General features: G+C 75.1%; 17 protein-coding genes. 2 read left to right on the forward strand and 15 right to left on the reverse strand.

The genetic code is table 11. The annotated features are described in order from the left end of the window. Nucleotides 1–26: 26 nt before the first annotated feature. Genes FB455_RS12480 through FB455_RS12490 form a run of 3 tightly spaced genes read right to left on the reverse strand, consistent with a single transcriptional unit; the run spans nucleotide 27 to nucleotide 2,433 of the window. The gene (locus FB455_RS12480; RefSeq protein WP_145753449.1) at nucleotides 27–629 is read right to left on the reverse strand and encodes a copper resistance CopC family protein; all 603 of its coding nucleotides are present in this window, start codon (nucleotides 627–629) and stop codon (nucleotides 27–29) included. A gap of 20 nt (nucleotides 630–649) precedes the next feature. Further along, nucleotides 650–1,867, reverse strand: a complete 1,218-nt coding sequence (locus tag FB455_RS12485; protein ID WP_145753452.1) for a Dyp-type peroxidase — start codon at nucleotides 1,865–1,867, stop codon at nucleotides 650–652. Then, on the reverse strand, nucleotides 1,864–2,433 hold the full coding sequence (locus FB455_RS12490) for a copper chaperone PCu(A)C (RefSeq protein WP_145753454.1): 570 nt from the start codon (nucleotides 2,431–2,433) through the stop codon (nucleotides 1,864–1,866). Before FB455_RS12490 ends, FB455_RS12485 begins: the two co-directional genes overlap by 4 nt. Nucleotides 2,434–2,662: 229 nt before the next feature. Between FB455_RS12490 and FB455_RS12495 the strand changes: the two genes are divergently transcribed. Continuing rightward, nucleotides 2,663–3,067 (forward strand): Fur family transcriptional regulator, encoded by a 405-nt coding sequence (locus tag FB455_RS12495; RefSeq protein ID WP_013286817.1) that lies wholly within the window; start codon nucleotides 2,663–2,665, stop codon nucleotides 3,065–3,067. A 38-nt stretch (nucleotides 3,068–3,105) separates the two neighbouring features. Here the strand turns inward: FB455_RS12495 and FB455_RS12500 are convergent, their stop codons facing one another. The 6 genes from FB455_RS12500 to FB455_RS12525 all read right to left on the reverse strand — a co-directional run bounded on the left by FB455_RS12500 (nucleotide 3,106) and on the right by FB455_RS12525 (nucleotide 11,831). Next, nucleotides 3,106–3,498, reverse strand: a complete 393-nt coding sequence (locus tag FB455_RS12500; RefSeq protein ID WP_013286816.1) for an SCO5389 family protein — start codon at nucleotides 3,496–3,498, stop codon at nucleotides 3,106–3,108. A gap of 139 nt (nucleotides 3,499–3,637) precedes the next feature. Beyond that, the gene (locus tag FB455_RS12505; RefSeq protein ID WP_145753456.1) at nucleotides 3,638–9,103 is read right to left on the reverse strand and encodes an ATP-binding protein; all 5,466 of its coding nucleotides are present in this window, start codon (nucleotides 9,101–9,103) and stop codon (nucleotides 3,638–3,640) included. A 235-nt stretch (nucleotides 9,104–9,338) separates the two neighbouring features. Beyond that, nucleotides 9,339–9,569 carry a DUF2188 domain-containing protein gene (locus FB455_RS12510; RefSeq protein ID WP_145753458.1) on the reverse strand — a complete coding sequence of 77 codons (231 nt, stop codon included), beginning with the start codon at nucleotides 9,567–9,569 and terminating at the stop codon, nucleotides 9,339–9,341. A gap of 133 nt (nucleotides 9,570–9,702) precedes the next feature. Next, nucleotides 9,703–11,082, reverse strand: a complete 1,380-nt coding sequence (locus tag FB455_RS12515) for an MBL fold metallo-hydrolase (protein WP_013286813.1) — start codon at nucleotides 11,080–11,082, stop codon at nucleotides 9,703–9,705. A gap of 39 nt (nucleotides 11,083–11,121) precedes the next feature. Further along, nucleotides 11,122–11,466, reverse strand: coding sequence for a rhodanese-like domain-containing protein (locus FB455_RS12520; RefSeq protein ID WP_047890381.1), 345 nt, complete (start codon nucleotides 11,464–11,466; stop codon nucleotides 11,122–11,124). A gap of 50 nt (nucleotides 11,467–11,516) precedes the next feature. Next, nucleotides 11,517–11,831, reverse strand: a complete 315-nt coding sequence (locus tag FB455_RS12525; RefSeq protein ID WP_013286811.1) for a rhodanese-like domain-containing protein — start codon at nucleotides 11,829–11,831, stop codon at nucleotides 11,517–11,519. 197 nt (nucleotides 11,832–12,028) lie between these two features. Here FB455_RS12525 and FB455_RS12530 point away from each other — a divergent pair, with 197 nt between their 5' ends. Further along, on the forward strand, nucleotides 12,029–12,679 hold the full coding sequence (locus FB455_RS12530) for a class I SAM-dependent methyltransferase (RefSeq protein WP_013476448.1): 651 nt from the start codon (nucleotides 12,029–12,031) through the stop codon (nucleotides 12,677–12,679). Nucleotides 12,680–12,691: 12 nt separating this feature from the next. On the opposite strand, the gene FB455_RS12535 is transcribed toward FB455_RS12530, so the two are convergent. From FB455_RS12535 to FB455_RS12560, 6 genes are all read right to left on the reverse strand, one after another. Further along, nucleotides 12,692–13,894, reverse strand: a complete 1,203-nt coding sequence (locus FB455_RS12535; protein ID WP_221488058.1) for a sugar efflux transporter — start codon at nucleotides 13,892–13,894, stop codon at nucleotides 12,692–12,694. Between the two features lie 68 nt (nucleotides 13,895–13,962). Further along, on the reverse strand, nucleotides 13,963–14,268 hold the full coding sequence (locus tag FB455_RS12540; protein ID WP_013286808.1) for a DUF2470 domain-containing protein: 306 nt from the start codon (nucleotides 14,266–14,268) through the stop codon (nucleotides 13,963–13,965). Then, nucleotides 14,265–15,803 carry a heme ABC transporter ATP-binding protein gene (locus FB455_RS12545; RefSeq protein WP_145753460.1) on the reverse strand — a complete coding sequence of 513 codons (1,539 nt, stop codon included), beginning with the start codon at nucleotides 15,801–15,803 and terminating at the stop codon, nucleotides 14,265–14,267. Before FB455_RS12545 ends, FB455_RS12540 begins: the two co-directional genes overlap by 4 nt. Continuing rightward, a complete protein-coding gene (locus tag FB455_RS12550) occupies nucleotides 15,800–16,903 on the reverse strand; it encodes a FecCD family ABC transporter permease (protein ID WP_145753462.1) in 1,104 nt (367 codons plus the stop codon). The genes FB455_RS12545 and FB455_RS12550 overlap by 4 nt, the downstream gene beginning before the upstream one ends. Next, nucleotides 16,900–17,934 carry a heme/hemin ABC transporter substrate-binding protein gene (locus tag FB455_RS12555; protein ID WP_327651870.1) on the reverse strand — a complete coding sequence of 345 codons (1,035 nt, stop codon included), beginning with the start codon at nucleotides 17,932–17,934 and terminating at the stop codon, nucleotides 16,900–16,902. Before FB455_RS12555 ends, FB455_RS12550 begins: the two co-directional genes overlap by 4 nt. Further along, nucleotides 17,931–18,761, reverse strand: a complete 831-nt coding sequence (locus tag FB455_RS12560) for a neocarzinostatin apoprotein domain-containing protein (RefSeq protein ID WP_145753464.1) — start codon at nucleotides 18,759–18,761, stop codon at nucleotides 17,931–17,933. Before FB455_RS12560 ends, FB455_RS12555 begins: the two co-directional genes overlap by 4 nt. Between the last annotated feature and the right edge of the window lie 122 nt (nucleotides 18,762–18,883).

An 18,883-nucleotide genomic window follows, 5' to 3' on the forward strand; every position in this document is an offset into this window, starting at 1 on the left:
GACCCCCGCCGTGCGAGGTCCGGTCGTCAGTGGTCCGTTCGGCGAGCGCGCGCCCGGCGTGCGACCAGCAGCACGATTCCGGTGATCACGAGCAGCCCGGCGACCGCCCCACCCGCCAGCAGCGCGACCGGCGGGCCGTCGTCGCCGGACCGCGCGCCCGAGGCATCCGGGTCGTCCGCGCCGTCCACGCCGGCCGACGCGGCAACCGCCGTCGGCGTGGGAGCCGCCGACGCGGGAGCCGACGGTGCGGGCGCCGCCGGGTCGGCCACTGTGAAGCGGTACGAACCCTGGACCGGGTGGCCGTCGCGGGAGACCACGCGGTACGCGACGGTGTAGGTGCCGTTGCCCAGCGGCTCGTCGATCGTCACCGTGCCGGTGGCGCCGTCCACCGCCGGTGCGGAGGTGGGCACCGTGCGCTGGGCCGCGTCGCTGACCGTGATGGTGGTGAAGGAGGGGTTCAGCCCCTGCAGGAACCGCAGCGTGACCTGCGTGGGCGCGGCGGTGAGCCGGGCGTCGCGCGCCGGGGTGGCCTCCTGGAGCGAGTTGTGGGCCGCCGCGGGCGTGGCCGGTACCAGCAGCAGCGCGGTGAGGGCCGCGGCGAGCAGCGCGGTGACGGAACGGGTACGCATGACGCGCCTTCCTGTGGTGGTCAGCCGAGCAGTTGCGAGCCGATCCAGCCGCCCTCGGGGCAGCCGGGCGGTACGGCGAACACGGCGGAGCCGATCGGGGTGGTCCACTCGTTGAGCAGGTCGCGCTCGGCGAGCCGGCGCTGGACGGGCAGGAACTGCCGGGCGATGTCGGCCTGGTACGAGGCGAAGACGAGCCCGCTGTCCGCGGTCCCCTCCGGGGTCGGCACGCCGTCGTAGTTGTACGGCCGGCGCAGGATCTTCTGCCGGTCGTCGGTGACGCGGGCGCGGGTCAGGTGCGAGAAGTCGGGGATCACGGTGAGCCCGTCCGGGCCGAGCGCGGCGAAGTCCGGCTCGTCGTGTTCGGCCCGGCCGGTCAGCGGCGCGCCGGTGTCGAGGCGCCGCCCCACGGCGAGTTCCCGGTCGGCGCGGCCCAGCAGGTCCCAGGTCTCCAGGTTCATGCTGATCCGCCGCACCACGAGCGTGGTCGAGTCCCGCAGCCAGTCCGGTCCGTCGGTCACCCACACCGCGGTGTCCGCGGGCGTGCCGGGCTTGGGGTTGGCGGTGCCGTCGAGCTGCCCGAACAGGTTGCGCTGGGTACGCCCCGGCTCGGCGCCGGCCGCCCGGCGGAAGCCCTGCTGCACCCAGCGGACGGCGGCGAACGGACGGCTGTCCTTGACCAGGACCCGCTGGGCGTGGGCGACGGTGAGCGGGTCGTCGGCGCAGATCTGGAGCAGCAGGTCCCCGCCGGACCAGCGGGGTTGCAGGCGGTCGATGCCGAACGCGGGTAGCTCGGCCACCGAGGCGGGCCGCCGGTCGTCGAGCCCGGCGGCGGCGTAGAGCCCGGGGCCGAAGCCGAACGTGACGGTCAGCCGGGCCGGCAGGAGGCTCAGTTCCGGCTCGGTGTCGGCCAGCGCGGGGCGGCCCTGGGTGAGCCGGGCCGCGTCGTCGGAGAGCAGCCGCAGCATCCGCCCGAGCGCCGCCCGGTCGGTGCCGGGACGCAGCGTGAACGCGACGAACGCCGCGTGCGCCTGCGGGTCGGTGGTGACCCCGGACTGCCGGACGCCGTGGAACGGCTCGACCGCGCTGCCGACCTGGGCCACCGGGACGGCGTCGCCGGGGCGTACCCCGGGAGTGCCGGAACGGACGGCGGTGAGGGCGCCGGCGCCGGCCAGCGCGCCCCCGGCGGCCATCGCGCCTCCGGTGAGCAGGCCGCGCCGGCTCACCCGCCTGCCGGTCATGACGCCGGGCTCGGGCCGTGGCCGGGCGCGTAGCTCTCCTGGGCGCCGGTGAACGGCTTCGCCACGGCGGTGAACGTCTGGGTCCGGCCGTCGGCGAAGGTGAGCGTGATGTCGAGCTGGTCGCCGGGGCGCACCGGGCGGGTCAGGTCCATCAGCATCAGGTGGTCGCCGCCGGGTTCCAGGGCGGCCTGGGAGCGGGCGGCGACCACGACGCCGCCCTGCTTCTGCCGCATCGCCATCTTCCCGTCGGTCATGGCCATCTCGTGGATCTCGGCCCGGGACACGTCGGTGGTCACGCCGGTGATCGTGACGTCGGTGTCGCCGTCGTTGGCGAGCGTGGCGAACGCGGCGGTCATGCCCTTGTCGGCGGCCTTCACCCACGGGTCGCGGACGGTGAGCACGCCCGCCGCCGCGCCCGCCGCCGCGCTCGCCGACGCCGAGGCGGACGCCGACGTGGCGGCGGACGGCGTGCCGGAGGATCCGCAGGCGGTGACCGACGCGGCGAGCACGGCGGCGCCGATCAGGGCCGCCGCGCGCAGGAACCGGCGGCTGGTGGTGCTGGGCATGACGTCGTCCCCTCGAAGATCCGGTGTTCGTACCGTTTGTCGGCGCGGTACGCCGGATAGTTCCGGCCGGGGCGGTCGGGCATGTCACACCGCGGGCGGCGGGCCGTCACGGACCCGGGATCGGCGGTGCGCCCGGAAGGCATAATGGTTCCGGGTGTCACGTGGCGCGCCGGGCGCGGCCGCGGCCGGACGAGGGTGCCGGGCGGGCGCCCGGACGAGGGAGGCGACGGTGACCCAGGCGACGACCGGGGCGACCCGCAACACCCGTCAGCGCGCCGAGGTGCTGGCGCTGCTGCGGGAGTTGGACGGCTTCCACAGCGCGCAGCAGCTGCACCAGATGCTCGTCCAGCGGCAGGCGAAGGTCGGCCTCACCACGGTGTACCGGACGCTCCAGATGCTCGTCGACAACGGCGAGATCGACTCGGCCCGGCTGCCCGGCGGCGAGCACCTCTACCGGCGGTGCAGCCAGAGCCGCCATCACCACCACCTGGTCTGCCGCCGCTGCGGCCGGGCCGTGGAGGTGGCCGGCCCGGCCGTGGAGCGGTGGGCCGACCAGGTCGCCGCGCAGCACGGCTTCACCGACGTCGGGCACACCCTGGAGATCTTCGGCACCTGCGACCGCTGCGCCGCCTGAGCCGCCGCGGGCGGTGACCCGCCCGCGGCGCGTCGCCGTCAGCAGTTGCGCAGTGCCGGTGACTGGTTCAGCAACTGGCCGCGGCTGGAGGTGAACCGGCGGTACGCCTCGGAGCCGGCCGCGCCGGGGCGGAACGCCGCCACCCGGTGGCAGTTCTGGAACGCCAGCGTCACCCCGAAGTGCCGTTCCAGGCCGGCGCGGATCGCGTCGCTGGCCATCGCGCGCAGCAGTTGCCCGCGCTCGGCGTCGCCCGGCGGCGGCACCACGTTGTCGGCGAACTCGGCGTCGGACGCGGCCAGGTCGGCGGCCACCCGGCTGACCGTCTCCCAGGCGTACGGCAGGGAGTCGCGGACGCAGGCGACGAACGCCTCCTCGTCCACGGGGCCGGTCTCGGCGGCGTGCAGCAGGGCGGGCGGAACGGTGAGCGACATGGGTCCTCCGTCATCGCTAACGAACACGGTTTCCATTACCGATTGAGCACACCATGCGGCGGCAGGCCCGTCAAGGACCGGCGCACGCGAAACGGCGGGCGGACCCGAAGGCCCGCCCGCCGCCCGGCGGTGCAACGTGTCAGCGCAGGCGCGCCTCGATCGCCTCGATGACGCGGGGACGCAGCTCGGCGGCGCGGATCACCGCGTCGACCGAACCGACCTCGACCGCCCGCTGGATGCTGTGCACCCGGTCGAACTCGGCGGCCACCTCGCCCAGCTTCTCCGCCCGCACCGACGAGCGCAGCTCGTCCAGCTCGGCGGTGAGCGCCGCCCGCTCGGTGCCGGCCGCGGCGGTGACCTTCGCCTCCAGGTCGCGTACCCGGGGATCGGCGGCCGTACGGGCGGCGACCTCGCCGGCGAACACCACGGCGGCGGCGGGCGCGCCACCGAGCACCGAGGCGAACGACCCCTCGATCGCCAGCACCGTCATGTCCGGGTTGAGTGCCTTGGAGAACACCACGAACGCGCCGCCGTGGTAGCGCGAGATCACGCAGAACACGATCGGGCCGCGGAAGTTGACGATCGCCCGGCCGATCTCCGCGCCGTACTCCAGTTGCAGCTTGCGCATCGACTCGGGCGAACCGTCGAAGCCGGAGAGGTTGGCGAGCACGACCAGCGGCCGGTTGCCGCTGGCCGCGTTGATCGCCCGCGCGGCCTTCTTCGACGAGCGCGGGAACAGCGTGCCCGCGGTGTACGTGTCCGGGCCGTCGGTGGGCGGGAAGCCGTGCCGGGGCACCGAGCGGGACTCGATGCCGAGCAGGCACACCGGGATGCCGCCGAGGTGCACGTCCTGCACCACAGCCGTCTCCGCGTCGGCCATGCCGGCCCACCGCTCCAGCACCGGGTGGTCCTGGTCGGCGAGCGCCCGCATCACGGTACGGATGTCGAACGGCTTCTTCCGGTCCGGGTTCGCGGTGGCGGAGAAGATCTCGCCCACCGTGGCGAAGTCGCTGCCGGCCACCGCGTGCGGGTAGCCGCAGATGTCCCGGTCCACCGGGTCCATCGTGACGGCCCGGCGCGGCGCGTCCTCGCCCGGCGCGACGTACGTGTGGTCGTAGTGCGCCATCAGCACGTCCCGCGCGGCCGGCAGGTTGGGCGCCCAGTACTGCGCCTGCCCGTTCGGGCCCATCACCCGGTCGTAGCCGCCGATGCCGAAGTTGTCCTCGGCCGAGACGCCGCCGGAGAAGTCGAGCGACTGCTTGCCGGTGAGCACCATCGCCGAGTCCGGCGTCATGACCAGCACGCCCTTGGTGTGCATGAGCATCGTCGCCTCGGCGTTCCAGTACGGCTGGGCGCCGACGTTGATGCCCGCCACCACGATGTTGATCTCACCGCCGTCCTGGGTGAACTCGACGATGCGCTTGAGCGCCGCGGCCACCCAGTCCATGTTCTCGGTGCCGGAGGTCATCGAGATGCGGGCGCCGGCGCTCAACGCGTACCACTCCAGCGGCACGCCCATCCGCTGCGCGAGGTCCAGCGCGGCGATCACCCGCCGGCACTCCGGCTCGGACAGCGCGCCGAGGGACTTGGTCGGGTCGCCGAGCAGCACCACCCGGGTCACGCCCTGCGGATGCCGCGGTGTCGGCGTGGTCACCACACCGGCCACGATCGCCGCGGTGTTGCGGCCCTTCGGCCGGTCCACCGGCACCAGCGCGTGACCGGCGTCCAGGTCGTGCTCGACGAAGTCGCCCAGCAGGCCGGTCAGCTCGTACGGGTACACCGTGTTGCGGCCGGCCGCCCGCAGCACCTTCAACCGGTAGTCGTCAAGCGGCTCGACCGGCTCGGCCGGCGGCTCGCCCACCGTCAGCTGCGCGTGCCCTGTGACGTCGAACGTGATCCGCACGCCGACCTTCGTCAGCTCGCCGGTACGGCGGTCGCGCTGCCGCGCGATGAACAGGATCTCCTCCAGCTCGGCGCCCACGGTGGTCGGGCGTACCCGCCCGGCGATCAGCTCCATCTCCTCGCGGGTCAGCTCGCTCGGCGGCCACACGTAGACGACGATCCGGTTGGTCGGGAACCGCGACTTCGACGGCCGCCGCGACTGCGCCCGGCGGATCGAGTCGATGCAGGCCGCCACCGTGTCCTCGGTGGTCGGCAGCGCCACCAGGCGGCCGTCCTGATCCCGCAGCTCGGTCAGGTCACGTACCTGCGCGAACGCGACCAGCCGCTGGTCGGACGGGTTCTGCCGGGCGACCGCCTGGAACAGGTAGACCTCCTCGTCCAGCGAGGGCAGCCGGGTCAGGTCGAACTCGCGCAGCCGTTCCAGTTGCATCCGCTGCGCGATGTACGGGTGCAGGCCGCGGATCAGCCGCTCCTCGGCCATCCCGCCGCCCTCGGCCGGACGGAACGTGACGTGGTGGTGCATCACCGCGCCGCCGCGCCCGGCGACGGTGGTGGTGAGGCGGCGTACCTGCTGCGGCAGCGGGTGTGCGTTCACCACGTCCAGCAGCGCGGCGGCGGCGGCGTCCAGGTCCTCGGGCTGGTTCTCCCAGGCCAGGTAGACGTCCGCGTCGACGGCCTCGCAGTCCCGGGCCACCTCGGCCAGGCCGCGCAGCGCGTCGCCGAGCGCGTCGAAGCGGACGGCGGCCGAGACGACACTCGACCCGTCCCGCCCGGCCACCACGAACGTGCAGCCACCGGCGGTGCGGGTGCGGACCTCCGTGAGCGCCTTGTTGCCGTAGTACCGGCGGGTCAGCACCTCCAGCATGGCCGCGTTGTCCAGGTCGTTGCGGACCAGGCGCTGACCGAGCAGCCGGACCAGCGGCTCGGTGCTGCGCACCATCTCGGCGATCCGCTCGGCGCGGTCCGGCGCGTCCGGCTGCGCGTCGAGGTGCCGCAGGTGGGTGCGGACCTGGGCGTAGACGCGGGCCCGGTTGCGGCGCAGCAGCGGCTGGGCGAACCAGGCGAACACCACGCCCCGGGCCAGGTCGGCGACCACCGGGAAGCGGACCTGGGTGGCCGCGACGAGGCGTTCCAGCGTGAGACCGGCCGGCTCGCGCAGCGCCTCGTCCGGCGGCGGCTCGCGCAGCCAGGAGCGCAGCAGCGCGGCGATCACCGCGGCGTCCGCGGCGGCCCGCTGCTGGGCCAGGAAGATCCGGAAGACCGCGGCCTCCAGCTCGGGCGAGCGGTCCAGTTCGGTGACGCCGTAGTGGGCGAGCGCCTTGGCCAGGCGGGCCCGGAACGACTCCGGGGAACCGGCCCGCTCGACGTCGAGGCTCTGCAGGTAGGTGTGGAAGTACTCGCGGGCGCTGTGCACGTGCCCGCCCGGCCCGTCGTCGCCGCCGGGCCGGTTACGGCTCAGCTCGGCCAGGTCGGCGAAGACGTTCACCAGTTCCAGTTCCTCGGCCAGCGGCCGGTGCCCGGCCTCGGTGGCCGCCCGCCGCGCGTCCAGGTAGTCGTCGAGCACCCGGCGCTCGTCGTGCGGGTCCACGTCGTAGCCGAGCAGCAGCGAGCAGAGGTCCTCCTGGCCGCGTTCGGCGCGGGACCGCGCGGGCAGGTCGGCGGGCGCGGTGGGCAGGTCCAGCTCGACAGCCGGTCCGGCCGGCCCGGCGGCCGCCTCGGCGTCGTCCTCCGCGACCGGCTCCAGGCGCAGCAGCGGCGCCCCGGCCTCCACCTGGGTGCCCACCGCGACCGACGACTCCTTGAGGCGGGCCCGGAACGGCGCCCGCAGCACCGTCTCCATCTTCATCGCCTCCAGCACCAGCACCGGCGCGCCGGCCTCGACCTCCGCGCCGACCTGAAGCGGCGTGGCGACCACCAGCGCCGGCATGGGGGAGCGCAGCACGCCGCCCTCGTCGCGGCTGACCCGGTGCGTCACGCCGTCCACCTCGACCAGGTGCACCGGGCCGTGGGTGTCGGTGAGCAGGCGGAACCGGGCGCCGTTGACGGCGATCTGACCGGTGTGCCGGTCGAAGCGGTCCAGCTCGACGTCGGCGGTGCGCACGTCGCCACCGGCCTCGACACCGACCCGGAAGCGGTGCGCGCCGACCCGGGCCACCCGCATCCGGTAGGTCACGCCGCGCAGCTTCAGGTCCAGCGGCCGGCCGCTGCGGTGCTGCACCTGCGGGCGTCCACCGGCCGCGGTGGACAGCAGCCGCTGCCGTTCGGCGGTCTCGTCCTCCTCGTACGCCTCGATCGCGGCTGCCGCCAGCGCGACGGCGGAGTGCCGGTGCGCGACCAGGCGGCCCTCGCCGCGCACCCGGTCGATCCAGCCGGTGTCCGCGCTGGCGTCGATCACCTCGGGCTGGTCGAGCAGGTCGAGCACGAAGCTCTTGTTCGTCGCGCCGCCGGCGATGACCACAATGGTGTTCGCCATCGCCCGGCGCAGGCGGCCCAGCGCCTCGTCCCGGTCCCGGCCGTACGCGATGATCTTCGCGATCATGGAGTCGAAGTCGGCCGGGATGGTGTCGCCCTCGCTGACCCCGGTGTCGACCCGGATACCCGGCCCGGCGGGCAGGTCGAGCCGGGTGATCCGGCCGGGGGAGGGCGCGAAGTCGCGGTCCGGGTCCTCGGCGTTGAGCCGGGCCTCGATCGCGTGGCCGCGCTCGACCGGCGGCTCGCCGGTGAGCCGGCCGCCGCCGGCCACGTGCAGCTGCGCCTTGACCAGGTCGAACCCGGTGGTGGATTCGGTGATCGGGTGCTCGACCTGCAGGCGCGTGTTGACCTCCAGGAACGCGAACAGCCGGTCGCCGGGGTGGTAGAGGAACTCGACTGTGGCCGCGCCCCGGTAGCCGACGGCGACCGCCAGCCGCTCCGCCGACGCCTTCAGCTCCGCGGTCTGCTCCGGGCTCAGCACCGGCGACGCGGACTCCTCGATCACCTTCTGGTTGCGCCGCTGCACCGAGCAGTCCCGTACGCCGAGCGCCCACGCGGTGCCCTGGCCGTCGGCGATCACCTGGACCTCGACGTGCCGGGCGCCGGTGACCAGGCGCTCCAGGAACACCACGCCGCTGCCGAACGCGCGAGCCGCCTCCTGGCTGGTGCGCTCGTAGGCGTCGGCCAGCTCGGCGTCGCTGCGGATCACCCGGATGCCGCGCCCGCCGCCACCGGCGGTCGCCTTGAGCATCAGCGGGTAGCCGATCGAGGCCGCCGCGCGCAGCGCGTCGTCCAGGCTCTCCACCGCGCCGCGGCTCCACGGCGCGACCGGCACGCCGACCTCCTCGGCGATCAGCTTCGCGCCGATCTTGTCGCCGAGCTTGCGCATGGCGTCGGGGCTCGGTCCGACGAACGTCACGCCGATCTTCTCGCACAGTTCGGCGAACGCCGGATCCTCGGCCACGAAACCCCAGCCCACCCACGCGGCGTCCGCGCCGGTCTCGACCAGCGCGCGCTCCAGGGCCTTGAGGTCGAGGTACGGGCGGGCCGACGCGGGGCCCAGGTCGTAGGCGACGTCCGCCTCGCGGACGAAGGTGGCGGTACGGTCGACGTCGGTGTACAGCGCGACGGTCTCGATCCGGCTGCCGGTCTCCGCGGCCAGTTCCCGGACCGCGTGGATGAGCCGCATCGCGGCCTCACCACGGTTGACGATGGCGACACGGGTGAACACGTGACCGTCCCCTTCGGTTGACCCACGGTGGCGCGCCGGGCGCGGCGATGCCCCCGGCTCGCCTCACCTTTCCGCCTATGCGCGGGCGGCGCCATGTCGTAACGGCCGAAGCCTGAGCGGGGACCGTTGTAGGAACCGAACAAAAGTTTTTAGCCAGCCACTCACTACCCGCCGGTACGCGATACGGCGCCGGACCCGCTCGGGTCCGGCGCCGTATATCGCCTGCGCTGCGTGCTCAGCCCGGGATCTCCCGGGGGTCGCGGCTGCGGGGGTACGTGTTCTTCTCGCCGATCGTGCCGTCCTGCTTCTTGATCACGTGCTCGGCGCCGCGATCGGCCGCCATCTCCCGGCCGGCCGCCTCGGCCTCCGCCTTGGTGTCGTGGCGGCTGGTCGCGCGCTCGTTGCCCTCCGGGCGGTTCTTCCACTGCCCGTCCTGCTGGTAGGTGTCGATGTCGCCCTTCGCCATGCCGTCAGCTCCCTCGTTCGCGTGTCCGATGACAAATGTCTGCCCATGCGAGGGGAGTGCTAATCCTGGCGGCGCGATCGGACGGTCCGGGCCGGGCGGGGGAGGTGGCCCCAACCCGGGCCGGACCGGTGGGTCACGCGGCGGCGTGCAGGCCCTGCCAGGCGCCGTAGCCGCCGAGCAGGTCGGACACGTCGGCGTGACCGGCGTTGCGCAGCAGGCTGGCGGCCACCGAGGAGCGGTAGCCGCCGGCGCAGTGCACGACGACGGGGCGGTCGGTGGGCACCTCGCCGAGGCGGTGGGTCAGCTCGGCCAGCGGGATGTGCCGGGAGCCGTCCACCGCGCCCTGCTCCCGCTCGCCGGCGTTGCGGACGTCCAGCACCACCGGCGCGTCCGGACCGTCGAGGGCCGCGCGCAGCTCGGTGGCGGTGACCCGGCTGGCCCGGGTCATCTCGGCGACCATCTCCAGGAAGGCGCCCTCGGGTTCGCGCAGGTAGCCGATCACCCGGTCGAAGCCGATCCGGGCGAGGCGGACGACGATCTCCTCCTCCCGGTCCTGCGGGGCCACCACGAGCACCGGCCGGTCGGGCGCCACGACACTGCCGGCGGTCTCGGCGAACCGGCCGTCGGCCGGGACGTTGAGCGCGCCGCGCAGGTGCCCGGTGGCGTACTCCTGCGGGTCGCGGGCGTCGACCACGACGGCGCCGTCGGCCCGGGCGGCCAGGAACTCGGCCGGGGTGAGTGGGCGGGCCGGCCGGGCGTGGTCGAACAGCTCACGCGCCTTGCGGTTGAGCACCGCGTCGAAGGCGAAGTAACCCGGCGCGGCCGGCTGCCCGCCGGTGACCAGGGCGAGGAAGCGCTCCTCGCTCATCGGCGCGCAGGCGTAGTTGGTGCGGCGCTGCTCGCCGATGGTGGACTGCCGCTCGGTGGACAGGTTCTTGCCGCAGGCCGAGCCGGCGCCGTGGGCGGGGAAGACGCGCACCTCGTCGGGCAGGCCCATCAGCTTGTGCTGCACGCTGTCGTAGAGCATGCGGCCGAGTTCCTCGGCGGTCACGCCGAACGAGGCGAGCAGGTCGGGCCGGCCCACGTCGCCGATGAACAGCGCGTCGCCGGTCAGCACGCCGTACGGGACCGGGTCGTCGGCGCGCTCGTAGACCAGGATGCTGATCGACTCGGGCGTGTGGCCCGGGGTCTCCATGATCTCCAGCGTCACGTCGCCGAGGCTGATCCGTTCGCCGTCGGCGAGCTTGCGGCTCGGGTACTCGGTCTCGGCCCGGCTCCCGTAGCCGATCCACGCGCCGGTCGCGGCGGCCACCTCCAGGTGCCCGGCGAGGAAGTCGGCGTGGAAGTGGGTGTTGACGACCCCCTCGATCGTCAGGCCGTGCGCCTTGGCGTCGGTGAGGTACTCGTCGATGTCCCGGCGCGGGTCGACGAGCACGGCCCGGCCGGTGCGGTCGTCGGCGATCAGGTACGAGGCCTGGGACAGGCAGTCGAGGTAGTACTGGGTGAACAACATCGGCCGTGCTCCTTCTCCTGGTGATGGACGGGCGTCTGCTCAGGCCACGTGGCCCGGCCTGCCGCCCTTGGCTCGTACCGCCAGCCCGGCGTTCGTCCACGCCCGCATGCCGCCGGTCAGGTCGTGCACCTCGTGGCCTGCCGCGGCGAGCAGCTTGGCTGCCCGTCGCGACCGCGCGCCGGAGCGGCAGACGGTCACCACGGGCCGGTCCGCCGGCACCTCGGACAGCCGGCCCGCGAGCTGGCCGAGCGGGATGTGCCGGGCGCCGGGGGCGTGTCCGGCCCGCCACTCGGCCGGCTCGCGGACGTCGAGCAGCAGCGCGCCCGCGCCGGACAGCGCCGCCGCCTCCGCCGGGGTGACCCGGGCGACGCGAGGGCCGAGCAGGCGGCGGAGGAGGCCGGTGCGCGGAGCGGCTGCCGTCTCCGGCCGGCCGGTCACGGCCGGCTGCCAGCGGTGACCGGGCGGCCCGAGCGCACCCAGGCGGAGGTGCCGCCGGCCACCGACAGGGCGGTGATGCCGGCGCGTTCCAGCAGCTCGGCGCCGACCCGGCTCCGCCCGCCGGCCTCGCAGATCACGTAGACGGGGCCGGTGCGCGGCACCTGCGCCATCTGGGTGGCCAGGTGGCCCAGCGGCACACAACGGGCACCCGGGACGTGTCCGCCGAGGTACTCGGCGGTCTCCCGGACGTCGATGACAGTCGCCCCGTCGGCGTGGGCGGTGGCGAACGTGGTCACGTCGACCTCGTGCATGGGCGTTCTCCTTCCGGATCCATATACCCCCGGGGGTATCTGCTCTCGACGGTAGCGCAGCGTCCGGCCGCCCGCCACCCCCCCCCGCTCGTCCGGTGTGCTCGTTTGCCGGAACGGCAAGGTTCCTTGCTGTCCGGTCGGCGGCGGCGCACGATGGCGTGACCGGACGGGAGACGGCCGGCGGCGAGGAGGCAGACATGACGGGGCACCACCACGAGCAGCCGGCGGCGGACACCGACCCGGCCCGGTTCTGGGACGAGCGGTACGGCCAGCGGGACCGGATCTGGAGCGGCCGGGTGAACCCGGTCCTCGCCGAGGTCGCCGGCGCGCTGCCGCCCGGCACCGTGCTCGACCTGGGCTCCGGTGAGGGCGGCGACGCGGTGTGGCTCGCGTCGAAGGGATGGCGGGTCACCGCCGTGGACATCTCGTCCGTCGCGCTGGACCGGCTCACCGTCGAGGCCGAGCGGGCCGGGGTGGCGGACCGGATCACCACCGTCCGGCACGACCTGACCCAGGGCTTCCCGCCCGGCCGGTACGACCTGGTGTCCGCGCAGTTCTTCCAGTCGCCGCTGGTCCTGCCCCGGGAGAAGGTGCTGCCCCCGGCGGCCGAGGCGGTCGCGCCCGGCGGCCGGCTGCTCGTCGTCGAGCACGGCGCGCCGCCGCCCTGGGCCGGGCCCGACACCGGCCACCACCGGTTCGCCAGCCCGGAGGAGATCCTGGCCGCGATGAACCTCGACCCGGACGGCTGGGACACCGAGCGGCTGGGCGCGGCGCGCCGTACCGCCACCGGCCCGGACGGCCGGACCGGCGAGCTGATCGACCACGTGGTGCTGGTGCGGCGCCGCTGACCGCCGGGCCGGTCAGGCCCGCGCGTGCGGCCGGGTCAGCAGCAGCACCAGCAGCCCGGCCGCGCACAGCGCGGTGCTCATTCCGTACGCCCACCGGTAGCCGACCTGCGCGGAGAGCCCGAGCAACGGACCGGCGAGCATGGCGCCGATCGGGAACGTGTTGGTGAACAGCGTGGTGGCCCGGCCCGGCTCGCCCGGCAGCAGATCCTGCACGTAGGCGATGCCGACGCCGGACACCGCGGCGATGAACAGCGCGTTCACCGGCTGCGCGAGCAACAGGACCGCCACGCCCGGCGCCGTCGCGGCGGTCGCGTAGTAGGCGACCCCGCAGGCGCCGCCGACCAGGATCAGCGGCCGCAGCCGGACCCGCGCGGTCAGTGCGCCCAGCCCGAGCATCAGCGGGATCTCCAGCGCCGCGCACAGGCCCAGCACCAGCCCGGCGCGGGAGGGGTCGTCGTTCAGTTCGGCGTCGATGAACAGCGGCAGCGCCTGCACGGCGAGCGTCAGCGGGCACTGGAGCAGGACGAACGCGAGCGCCGTCAGCGCCAGCCGCAGCCGGGACGCGCCGGGCGGGGCGGGCACCGCGCCGTCCGGATCGCCGGGGACCGGCCGCGCCGGCAGCGGCAGCTCCTCCAGCCGGAACGCGGCCACCAGCGCGGCCAGCGCGTACATGACGGCGGCCATGCCGTAGACCAGGCGGAAGCCGCCGACGTCGAGCAGCACCGCGGCCAGCGCCGGCCCGGCCACCCAGGCCAGCGAGAACACGGTACGCATGAGGCTGACGCCGAACGCGGCCCGCCCCGGATCGTCCCTGTCGAACAGCGCCCGGGTGTACGCGAACGACTGCGGGAACAGCGAGTTCGCCAGCGCGGTGGCCGTCGCGGTCAGCCCCAGCAGGATCCAGTAGTCCCGGACGTACGCGGTCGTCCCCGCGCCCACCACACCGGCCAGCGCGGCGCCGACCAGCAGCGCGCGCCGGATCGGCAGGCGGTCCGACAGCCGGCCGATCAGCGCGGAGGCGACCACCCCGGACAGCGGGGCGACGACCAGGAACACGGTCACCCGTAACGGACTGGCGTGGACCTCGCGGTCGAGGAACAGCGACAGGAACGGCAGCACCACGGCGGTGGACAGACCGACGGTCAGGAAGACCACGCCCAGCGGGAGCAGCCGGAATCGGCCGGCGCGCACCGCCGGCCTCGTGTCCACAGCCATGCGGCGGACTGTACGCCGCGGCGGTGCGGCAGCCGACCGGGTTTCCGCAGCCCGGACGGTCCCGGTGCTCAGCCGGCCGGCCGGGGCGGTACGCCGGCCCGGTCGCAGGCCTCCCGGTACATGCGCACCACCTCCCGGCGGATCTGCGCCCGTTCGGTGAGCCGGTGGGCGAACGGGACGCGCACCGGGACCTCCGTGCCGCCGACTGTGACGGCGAAGTCGATGCCGTCGGCGTCCAGGCCGGTGGTGCGGGCCGCGGTGGCGTCCGGCCGGCCGCCGAGCGTACGGCAGATCAGCAGCGCGTCCCCGGCGTGGTCGTCGTTCATGTGCCGGCTGACGGCGGCGACCACCTCCGGCGGGAAACCGGCGCTCACGCGGCGCCCTGCCGGCCGCTCGCCGCCACCAGGCGACCCAGGTCGGTGAAGACCGCGATGTTGTGCTCGTACGCCACCAGCACCTCGTCGCGCAGCGCGGCCCGGCCGGCCTCGTCCAGCGCGAGCGCGTCCAGCCTCGCCCGGTAGGCGTCCTTGTACGACTTCGGGTCGCTGATCCCCGGGAACGTGTAGAACGACGCCCCGGCCTCCTCGGTCACCCCGTAGTACCGGGCCACGCAGCGCCCGATGTGCCGCCCGCCGGACAGGTCGCCGAGATAGCGGATGTAGTGGTGCGCGATGAACCGCTCGGGCGATCCGGCGCAGGCCGAGGCGATCCGCGCGGCGTACGCGACAGCGGCCGGAACAGGCTCCATCACCTCGCGCCAGCGCGGGCCGAGCAGGAACCGCAGGTCGGCGGCGAGCGCGGGCAGCCGGGTCAGCGCGTCGTCGACGAACGGGCCGGCCAGCGGGTCGTCGCGCATCGTGTCCGCCACGCCCTCCAGCGCCGCGTAGATGCCGTGGTGCGCGACGACGAGCGCGGTGTAGCCGGCGACGTCGAGTTCACCGGCGGTGAGCGCGGAGACGTACCGCTGGGACTCGGCGCTCCGGTGCGCGTCGCGTGTCTCGGCGCGCAGCCGGGCCGCGAACGTCTGTGTATCCATCTGCTGTCTCTCCTCGTCGGCTGACGGTCCTGCGGGCCGGCCGCGTCGGGGCACGATCAGCGGCAGCTCGTCACGGGGGTGGGGGACGACGTCGATGTCGTACCGGTAGACCTCGCTGAGCAGCGGGGCGGTGAGCACCTCGCGCGGTGTCCCGGCGGCGCGGACGCGTCCGTCGCCGAGCAGGGTCACGGTGTCCGCGTACGCCCCGGTCAGCGTCAGGTCGTGCAGCACCACGACCACGGCGTCCCCGGCGCGGGCCCGCTCCCGGGCGATGCGCATGACCAGTTCCTGGTGCCGCAGGTCGAGCGCGGCGGTCGGCTCGTCGAGCAGCAGCGTGGTGGCCCGCTGCGCCAGGACCCGGGCCAGCGCGGCGCGGGCCTGCTCGCCACCGGACAGCGCGGGGTACGGCCGGGCCGCGAAACGGGCGACGTCGCAGCGTTCGAGCACGTCGGCGACGACGGCGTCGTCCTGTTCCCGCTCCGGCCGCCCCGCCCACGGCGCCCGGCCCATCCGCACCACCTCCCCGACCGTGAACGGGAAGCTCAGCGTGTTGCGCTGGGCGAGGACGGCGCGGCGCCAGGCCAGCTCCACCGGGCTCCACGACTCGCGGGGCAGCCCGTCGACCTCGATCCGGCCGGCGGCGGCCGGCACGTCACCGCTGATCGCGCCGAGCAGCGTCGACTTCCCGGCGCCGTTCGGCCCGACCAGGGCGTGCACCTCGCCGGCGCGTACCTGAAGGTCGATCCCGTCGAGCACGGTCCGGCCGGCGCGCTCGACGCGCAGCCCGGCCACCCGGATCCGGAGGTGCCCGGCGGGCGCCGGGCGCGGCGGCCGGGCGGCGGCGAACCGGCGCGGCGTACGTGGGAGGCTCATCCCCAGCCTCCGGCCCGGTCGCGGGTGCGGCGCAGCAGCCAGAAGAACGCCGGGCCGCCGATGACCGCGGTGAGCACGCCGAGGGGCAGCTCCTGGTGCTCGACGAGGGTACGCGCCGCGAGGTCGGCGCCGATCACCACGACGGCCCCGCCGAGCGCGCTGGCGATCAGCAGCACCCGGTGGCCCGGTCCGGCGACCATCCGGATCAGGTGCGGCACGACCAGTCCGACGAAGCTGATGATGCCGGTGAACGCGACAGCGGCGGCGCCGAGAAGCGCGGTGACGACGATCAGCCGCAGCCGCAGGCGTTCGACGTTCACGCCGAGGTGCCGGGCGGCGGGTTCGCCGAGGGCGAGCAGGTCGAGGCGGCGCGCGTCGGCGCAGGCGACGGCGAGCCCGGCGAGCAGGCACGGCGCGGCGAGACCCACGGCCGTCCAGCCGGCCTGGGCGAGGCTGCCGAGGTTCCAGAACGCGATGGCCTGCACGCCGGACTGGTCGGTGACGAACATGAGCAGCCCGATCACCGAGCCGGCGACCGCGTTGACGGCGACGCCGGTCAGGACCAGCGTCACCACCTCGGTCCGGCCCCCGGAGCGGGCCAGCACGTACACCAGGTAGGTGGTGACGAGGCCGCCGGCGAAGGCGGCGAGCGGCACGGTCCATCCGCCCAGGACGGTGACGCCGGTGACGATGGCCAGGGCGGCGCCGACAGCCGCGCCGGCCGACACCCCGATGACGCCGGGCTCGGCGAGCGGGTTGCCGAAGACGCCCTGCATGACCGCGCCCGCGCAGCCGAGGGCGGCGCCGACGACGGCCGCCAGCAGCACCCGGGGGAAGCGGACGATCCAGAGCGCGTTCTCGCCCTGCGCCGCCGACGGCAGCGGACCGAGGTCCAGCCCGAGGCGGTGCAGCACGGAGCCGAGCACCTCGGCGGGGGAGATCGCCACCTGGCCGCGCCCGGCGGCCAGCAGGGCGACGAGCACGAGGGCGACGCCGAGCCCGGCCACCAGCACGGTGCCCCGCCGGCCGGGGGACCGGGGCGCGCCGGTGACTGCCGCCGGGGCGGCGGCGGGCGCGGGCCGCTGCCGTAGCGTGGTCACGACGGGTCCTCGCAGGAGTAGACGGCGCGGGCCAGCGCCTGGACGACCCGGCCGGAGCGGACGCCGAAGGTGAGCAGCGTGCCGTCGGCCATGTCGACGACGCGCCGGTTCGCCCCGGCCGGCGTCTGCGCCACGCCGGGCAGCTTCACCAGGGCGTCGACGCCGCCGACGGAGGCGAGCCCGGCGCTCATCACCAGGATCACGTCGGGCGCGGCGTTGATGAGGCCCTCGCTGGTCAGCGGACGGAACCTGGACAGCCCGGCAGCGCTGCCGGCGTCGACGCCGCCGATCGCCTCGATCATCGCGTCGGACCCGGCGCCCCGGCCGCCGATCAGGTACACCCCGGCGGTGCCGCGCAGGTAGAGGAACGCGATCCGTGGCGCCCGGCCCGCCGGGGCGGTACGCCGGGCCTCGGCGGTCTCGCTCTGCACGCGGGTCACCAGCCGCTCCCCGGCCCCGGGTACGCCGAGCGCCGCCGCGACCGCGCGGATGTGGGCCGGTACGCCGTCGAGGGTCGGCTCGGCGCGTACCTGGACGACCGGGACACCGGCGGCGCGGAGCTGGCGCAGCACCTCGGGCGGTCCGACGCCGTCGTCGACGAGCACGACGCTCGGGTCGAGGTCGAGCACCGCCTCGGCGGAGAGGTCGTGCCCGCCCGGGGTGACCACCGGCAGGTGCGCGGCGGCGGGGAACGTGGTCGAGGTGTCCCGCCCGATGACGTTGCCGCCCAGCCCGAGGCCGAAGACGATCTCGGCGATCGAGCCGTGCAGGTTCACCGGGAGGATGCGGCTGACGTCGTCCACAGTCACCGTCGTGCCGTCGCCGGAGCGTACGGTGGCCGGCAGCGCTGGTGTGGGCGCCGGGCGGACCGGGTCGACGTCGGCGTCGTCCACCGTGGCGGTGACCGGCCCGCAGCCGGCGGCGGACGGCGTACCCGATCGGCCCGGCGCGGCGCAGCCGGTCGCCGCCATGGTCACCGCGAGCAGCGCGACGAGCGGTCCCCGGCCTGGTCGCCGGTGCGGGCGGCTCACCGGCCGGCACCGCGACGGCGCCGCCACCGGCCGAGGCCGAGCAGGACGGCCAGGGCCAGTGCGGCGGCCACCACCCCGGCGGTCCATCCGCGTCCGGCCCCGGAGGTGTCGCTGACCCGGGTGACGTGGAGGTCGCCGGCCGCGGCCTGCGACGGCGCCCCGGCCCCGGTCGCGGCGCCCGTCACCCCTGCCGCCCCCGCTGCGGCCGGCGCGCTGCCGGAGGCGGCCGGGGCCGGTGCGTCCTGCGCGGTGGCGGTCCGGGGCGCGGCGGCGGGCGTGGTCGCCTTCGGCGCCGGACCGGCCTTCGGCGGGGCGCTCGTGGCGCCGGCGGCGAACGTGACCGGCACCCGTACGTCCTGAGACCGGTCGGAGGCCCGGGTGTGGTCGGCGCGGGTGACGACCGCGCAGCGCCGGACGGTGCAGTCGACGTCGCCGATGGTGGGGGTCACCTTGACCGTCACCGAGAAGGAGCCGCCCGGGCCGTACGGCTTCGGCAGGCCCTCGGCGTAGGCGGGCGGGTTCGACGAGATCCACTGCGAGGCGCCCAGGCTGCCGGTGGTGTCGGCGCCGCCGCCGCACGGGGTCGCCGCCACGCCCGGTCCGTTGTCGACGCAGTACGCGACGTAGATGCCCTTGTCGACGTCGTAGCCGCGCCCGGAGACGGACACGGTGGCGCCCGAGCGGCTCAGGCCGGTGCTCGGGGTGACGGTGAGCTTCTGACCGCCGCTGCCGGTGGTGGTGCCGGCGTGGGCCGGCGCGGGCGTGGCGACGACGGCGGCGGCGGTGAGCAGAACGGTGGTCAGGATGGTGCGGCGCCGTGCTCGCATCGGGCTCCTCACACGACAGGTCCGGCCGGGTGCACCGACCGGGCAACAACTTAGGTTTGGCTAACCTAAGCGGCAAGCGCGCAGGTGGCAAGGGGTCCGTTCGGTTGAAGATCTTGGGACGC

Source organism: Micromonospora sp. CNZ296 (assembly GCF_007827635.1).

What these genes read in the sequence shown, in the direction of transcription:
- FB455_RS12525 (WP_013286811.1), bottom strand. Translation starts at nt 11,831, where the DNA reads ATGCACGAGGTCGACGTGACCACGTTCGCCACCGCCCACGCCGACGGG.
- FB455_RS12485 (WP_145753452.1), bottom strand. Translation starts at nt 1,867, where the DNA reads ATGACCGGCAGGCGGGTGAGCCGGCGCGGCCTGCTCACCGGAGGCGCG.
- FB455_RS12560 (WP_145753464.1), bottom strand. Translation starts at nt 18,761, where the DNA reads ATGCGAGCACGGCGCCGCACCATCCTGACCACCGTTCTGCTCACCGCC.
- FB455_RS12480 (WP_145753449.1), bottom strand. Translation starts at nt 629, where the DNA reads ATGCGTACCCGTTCCGTCACCGCGCTGCTCGCCGCGGCCCTCACCGCG.
- FB455_RS12515 (WP_013286813.1), bottom strand. Translation starts at nt 11,082, where the DNA reads ATGTTGTTCACCCAGTACTACCTCGACTGCCTGTCCCAGGCCTCGTAC.
- FB455_RS12545 (WP_145753460.1), bottom strand. Translation starts at nt 15,803, where the DNA reads ATGAGCCTCCCACGTACGCCGCGCCGGTTCGCCGCCGCCCGGCCGCCG.
- FB455_RS12530 (WP_013476448.1), top strand. Translation starts at nt 12,029, where the DNA reads ATGACGGGGCACCACCACGAGCAGCCGGCGGCGGACACCGACCCGGCC.
- FB455_RS12490 (WP_145753454.1), bottom strand. Translation starts at nt 2,433, where the DNA reads ATGCCCAGCACCACCAGCCGCCGGTTCCTGCGCGCGGCGGCCCTGATC.
- FB455_RS12500 (WP_013286816.1), bottom strand. Translation starts at nt 3,498, where the DNA reads ATGTCGCTCACCGTTCCGCCCGCCCTGCTGCACGCCGCCGAGACCGGC.
- FB455_RS12510 (WP_145753458.1), bottom strand. Translation starts at nt 9,569, where the DNA reads ATGGCGAAGGGCGACATCGACACCTACCAGCAGGACGGGCAGTGGAAG.
- FB455_RS12535 (WP_221488058.1), bottom strand. Translation starts at nt 13,894, where the DNA reads ATGGCTGTGGACACGAGGCCGGCGGTGCGCGCCGGCCGATTCCGGCTG.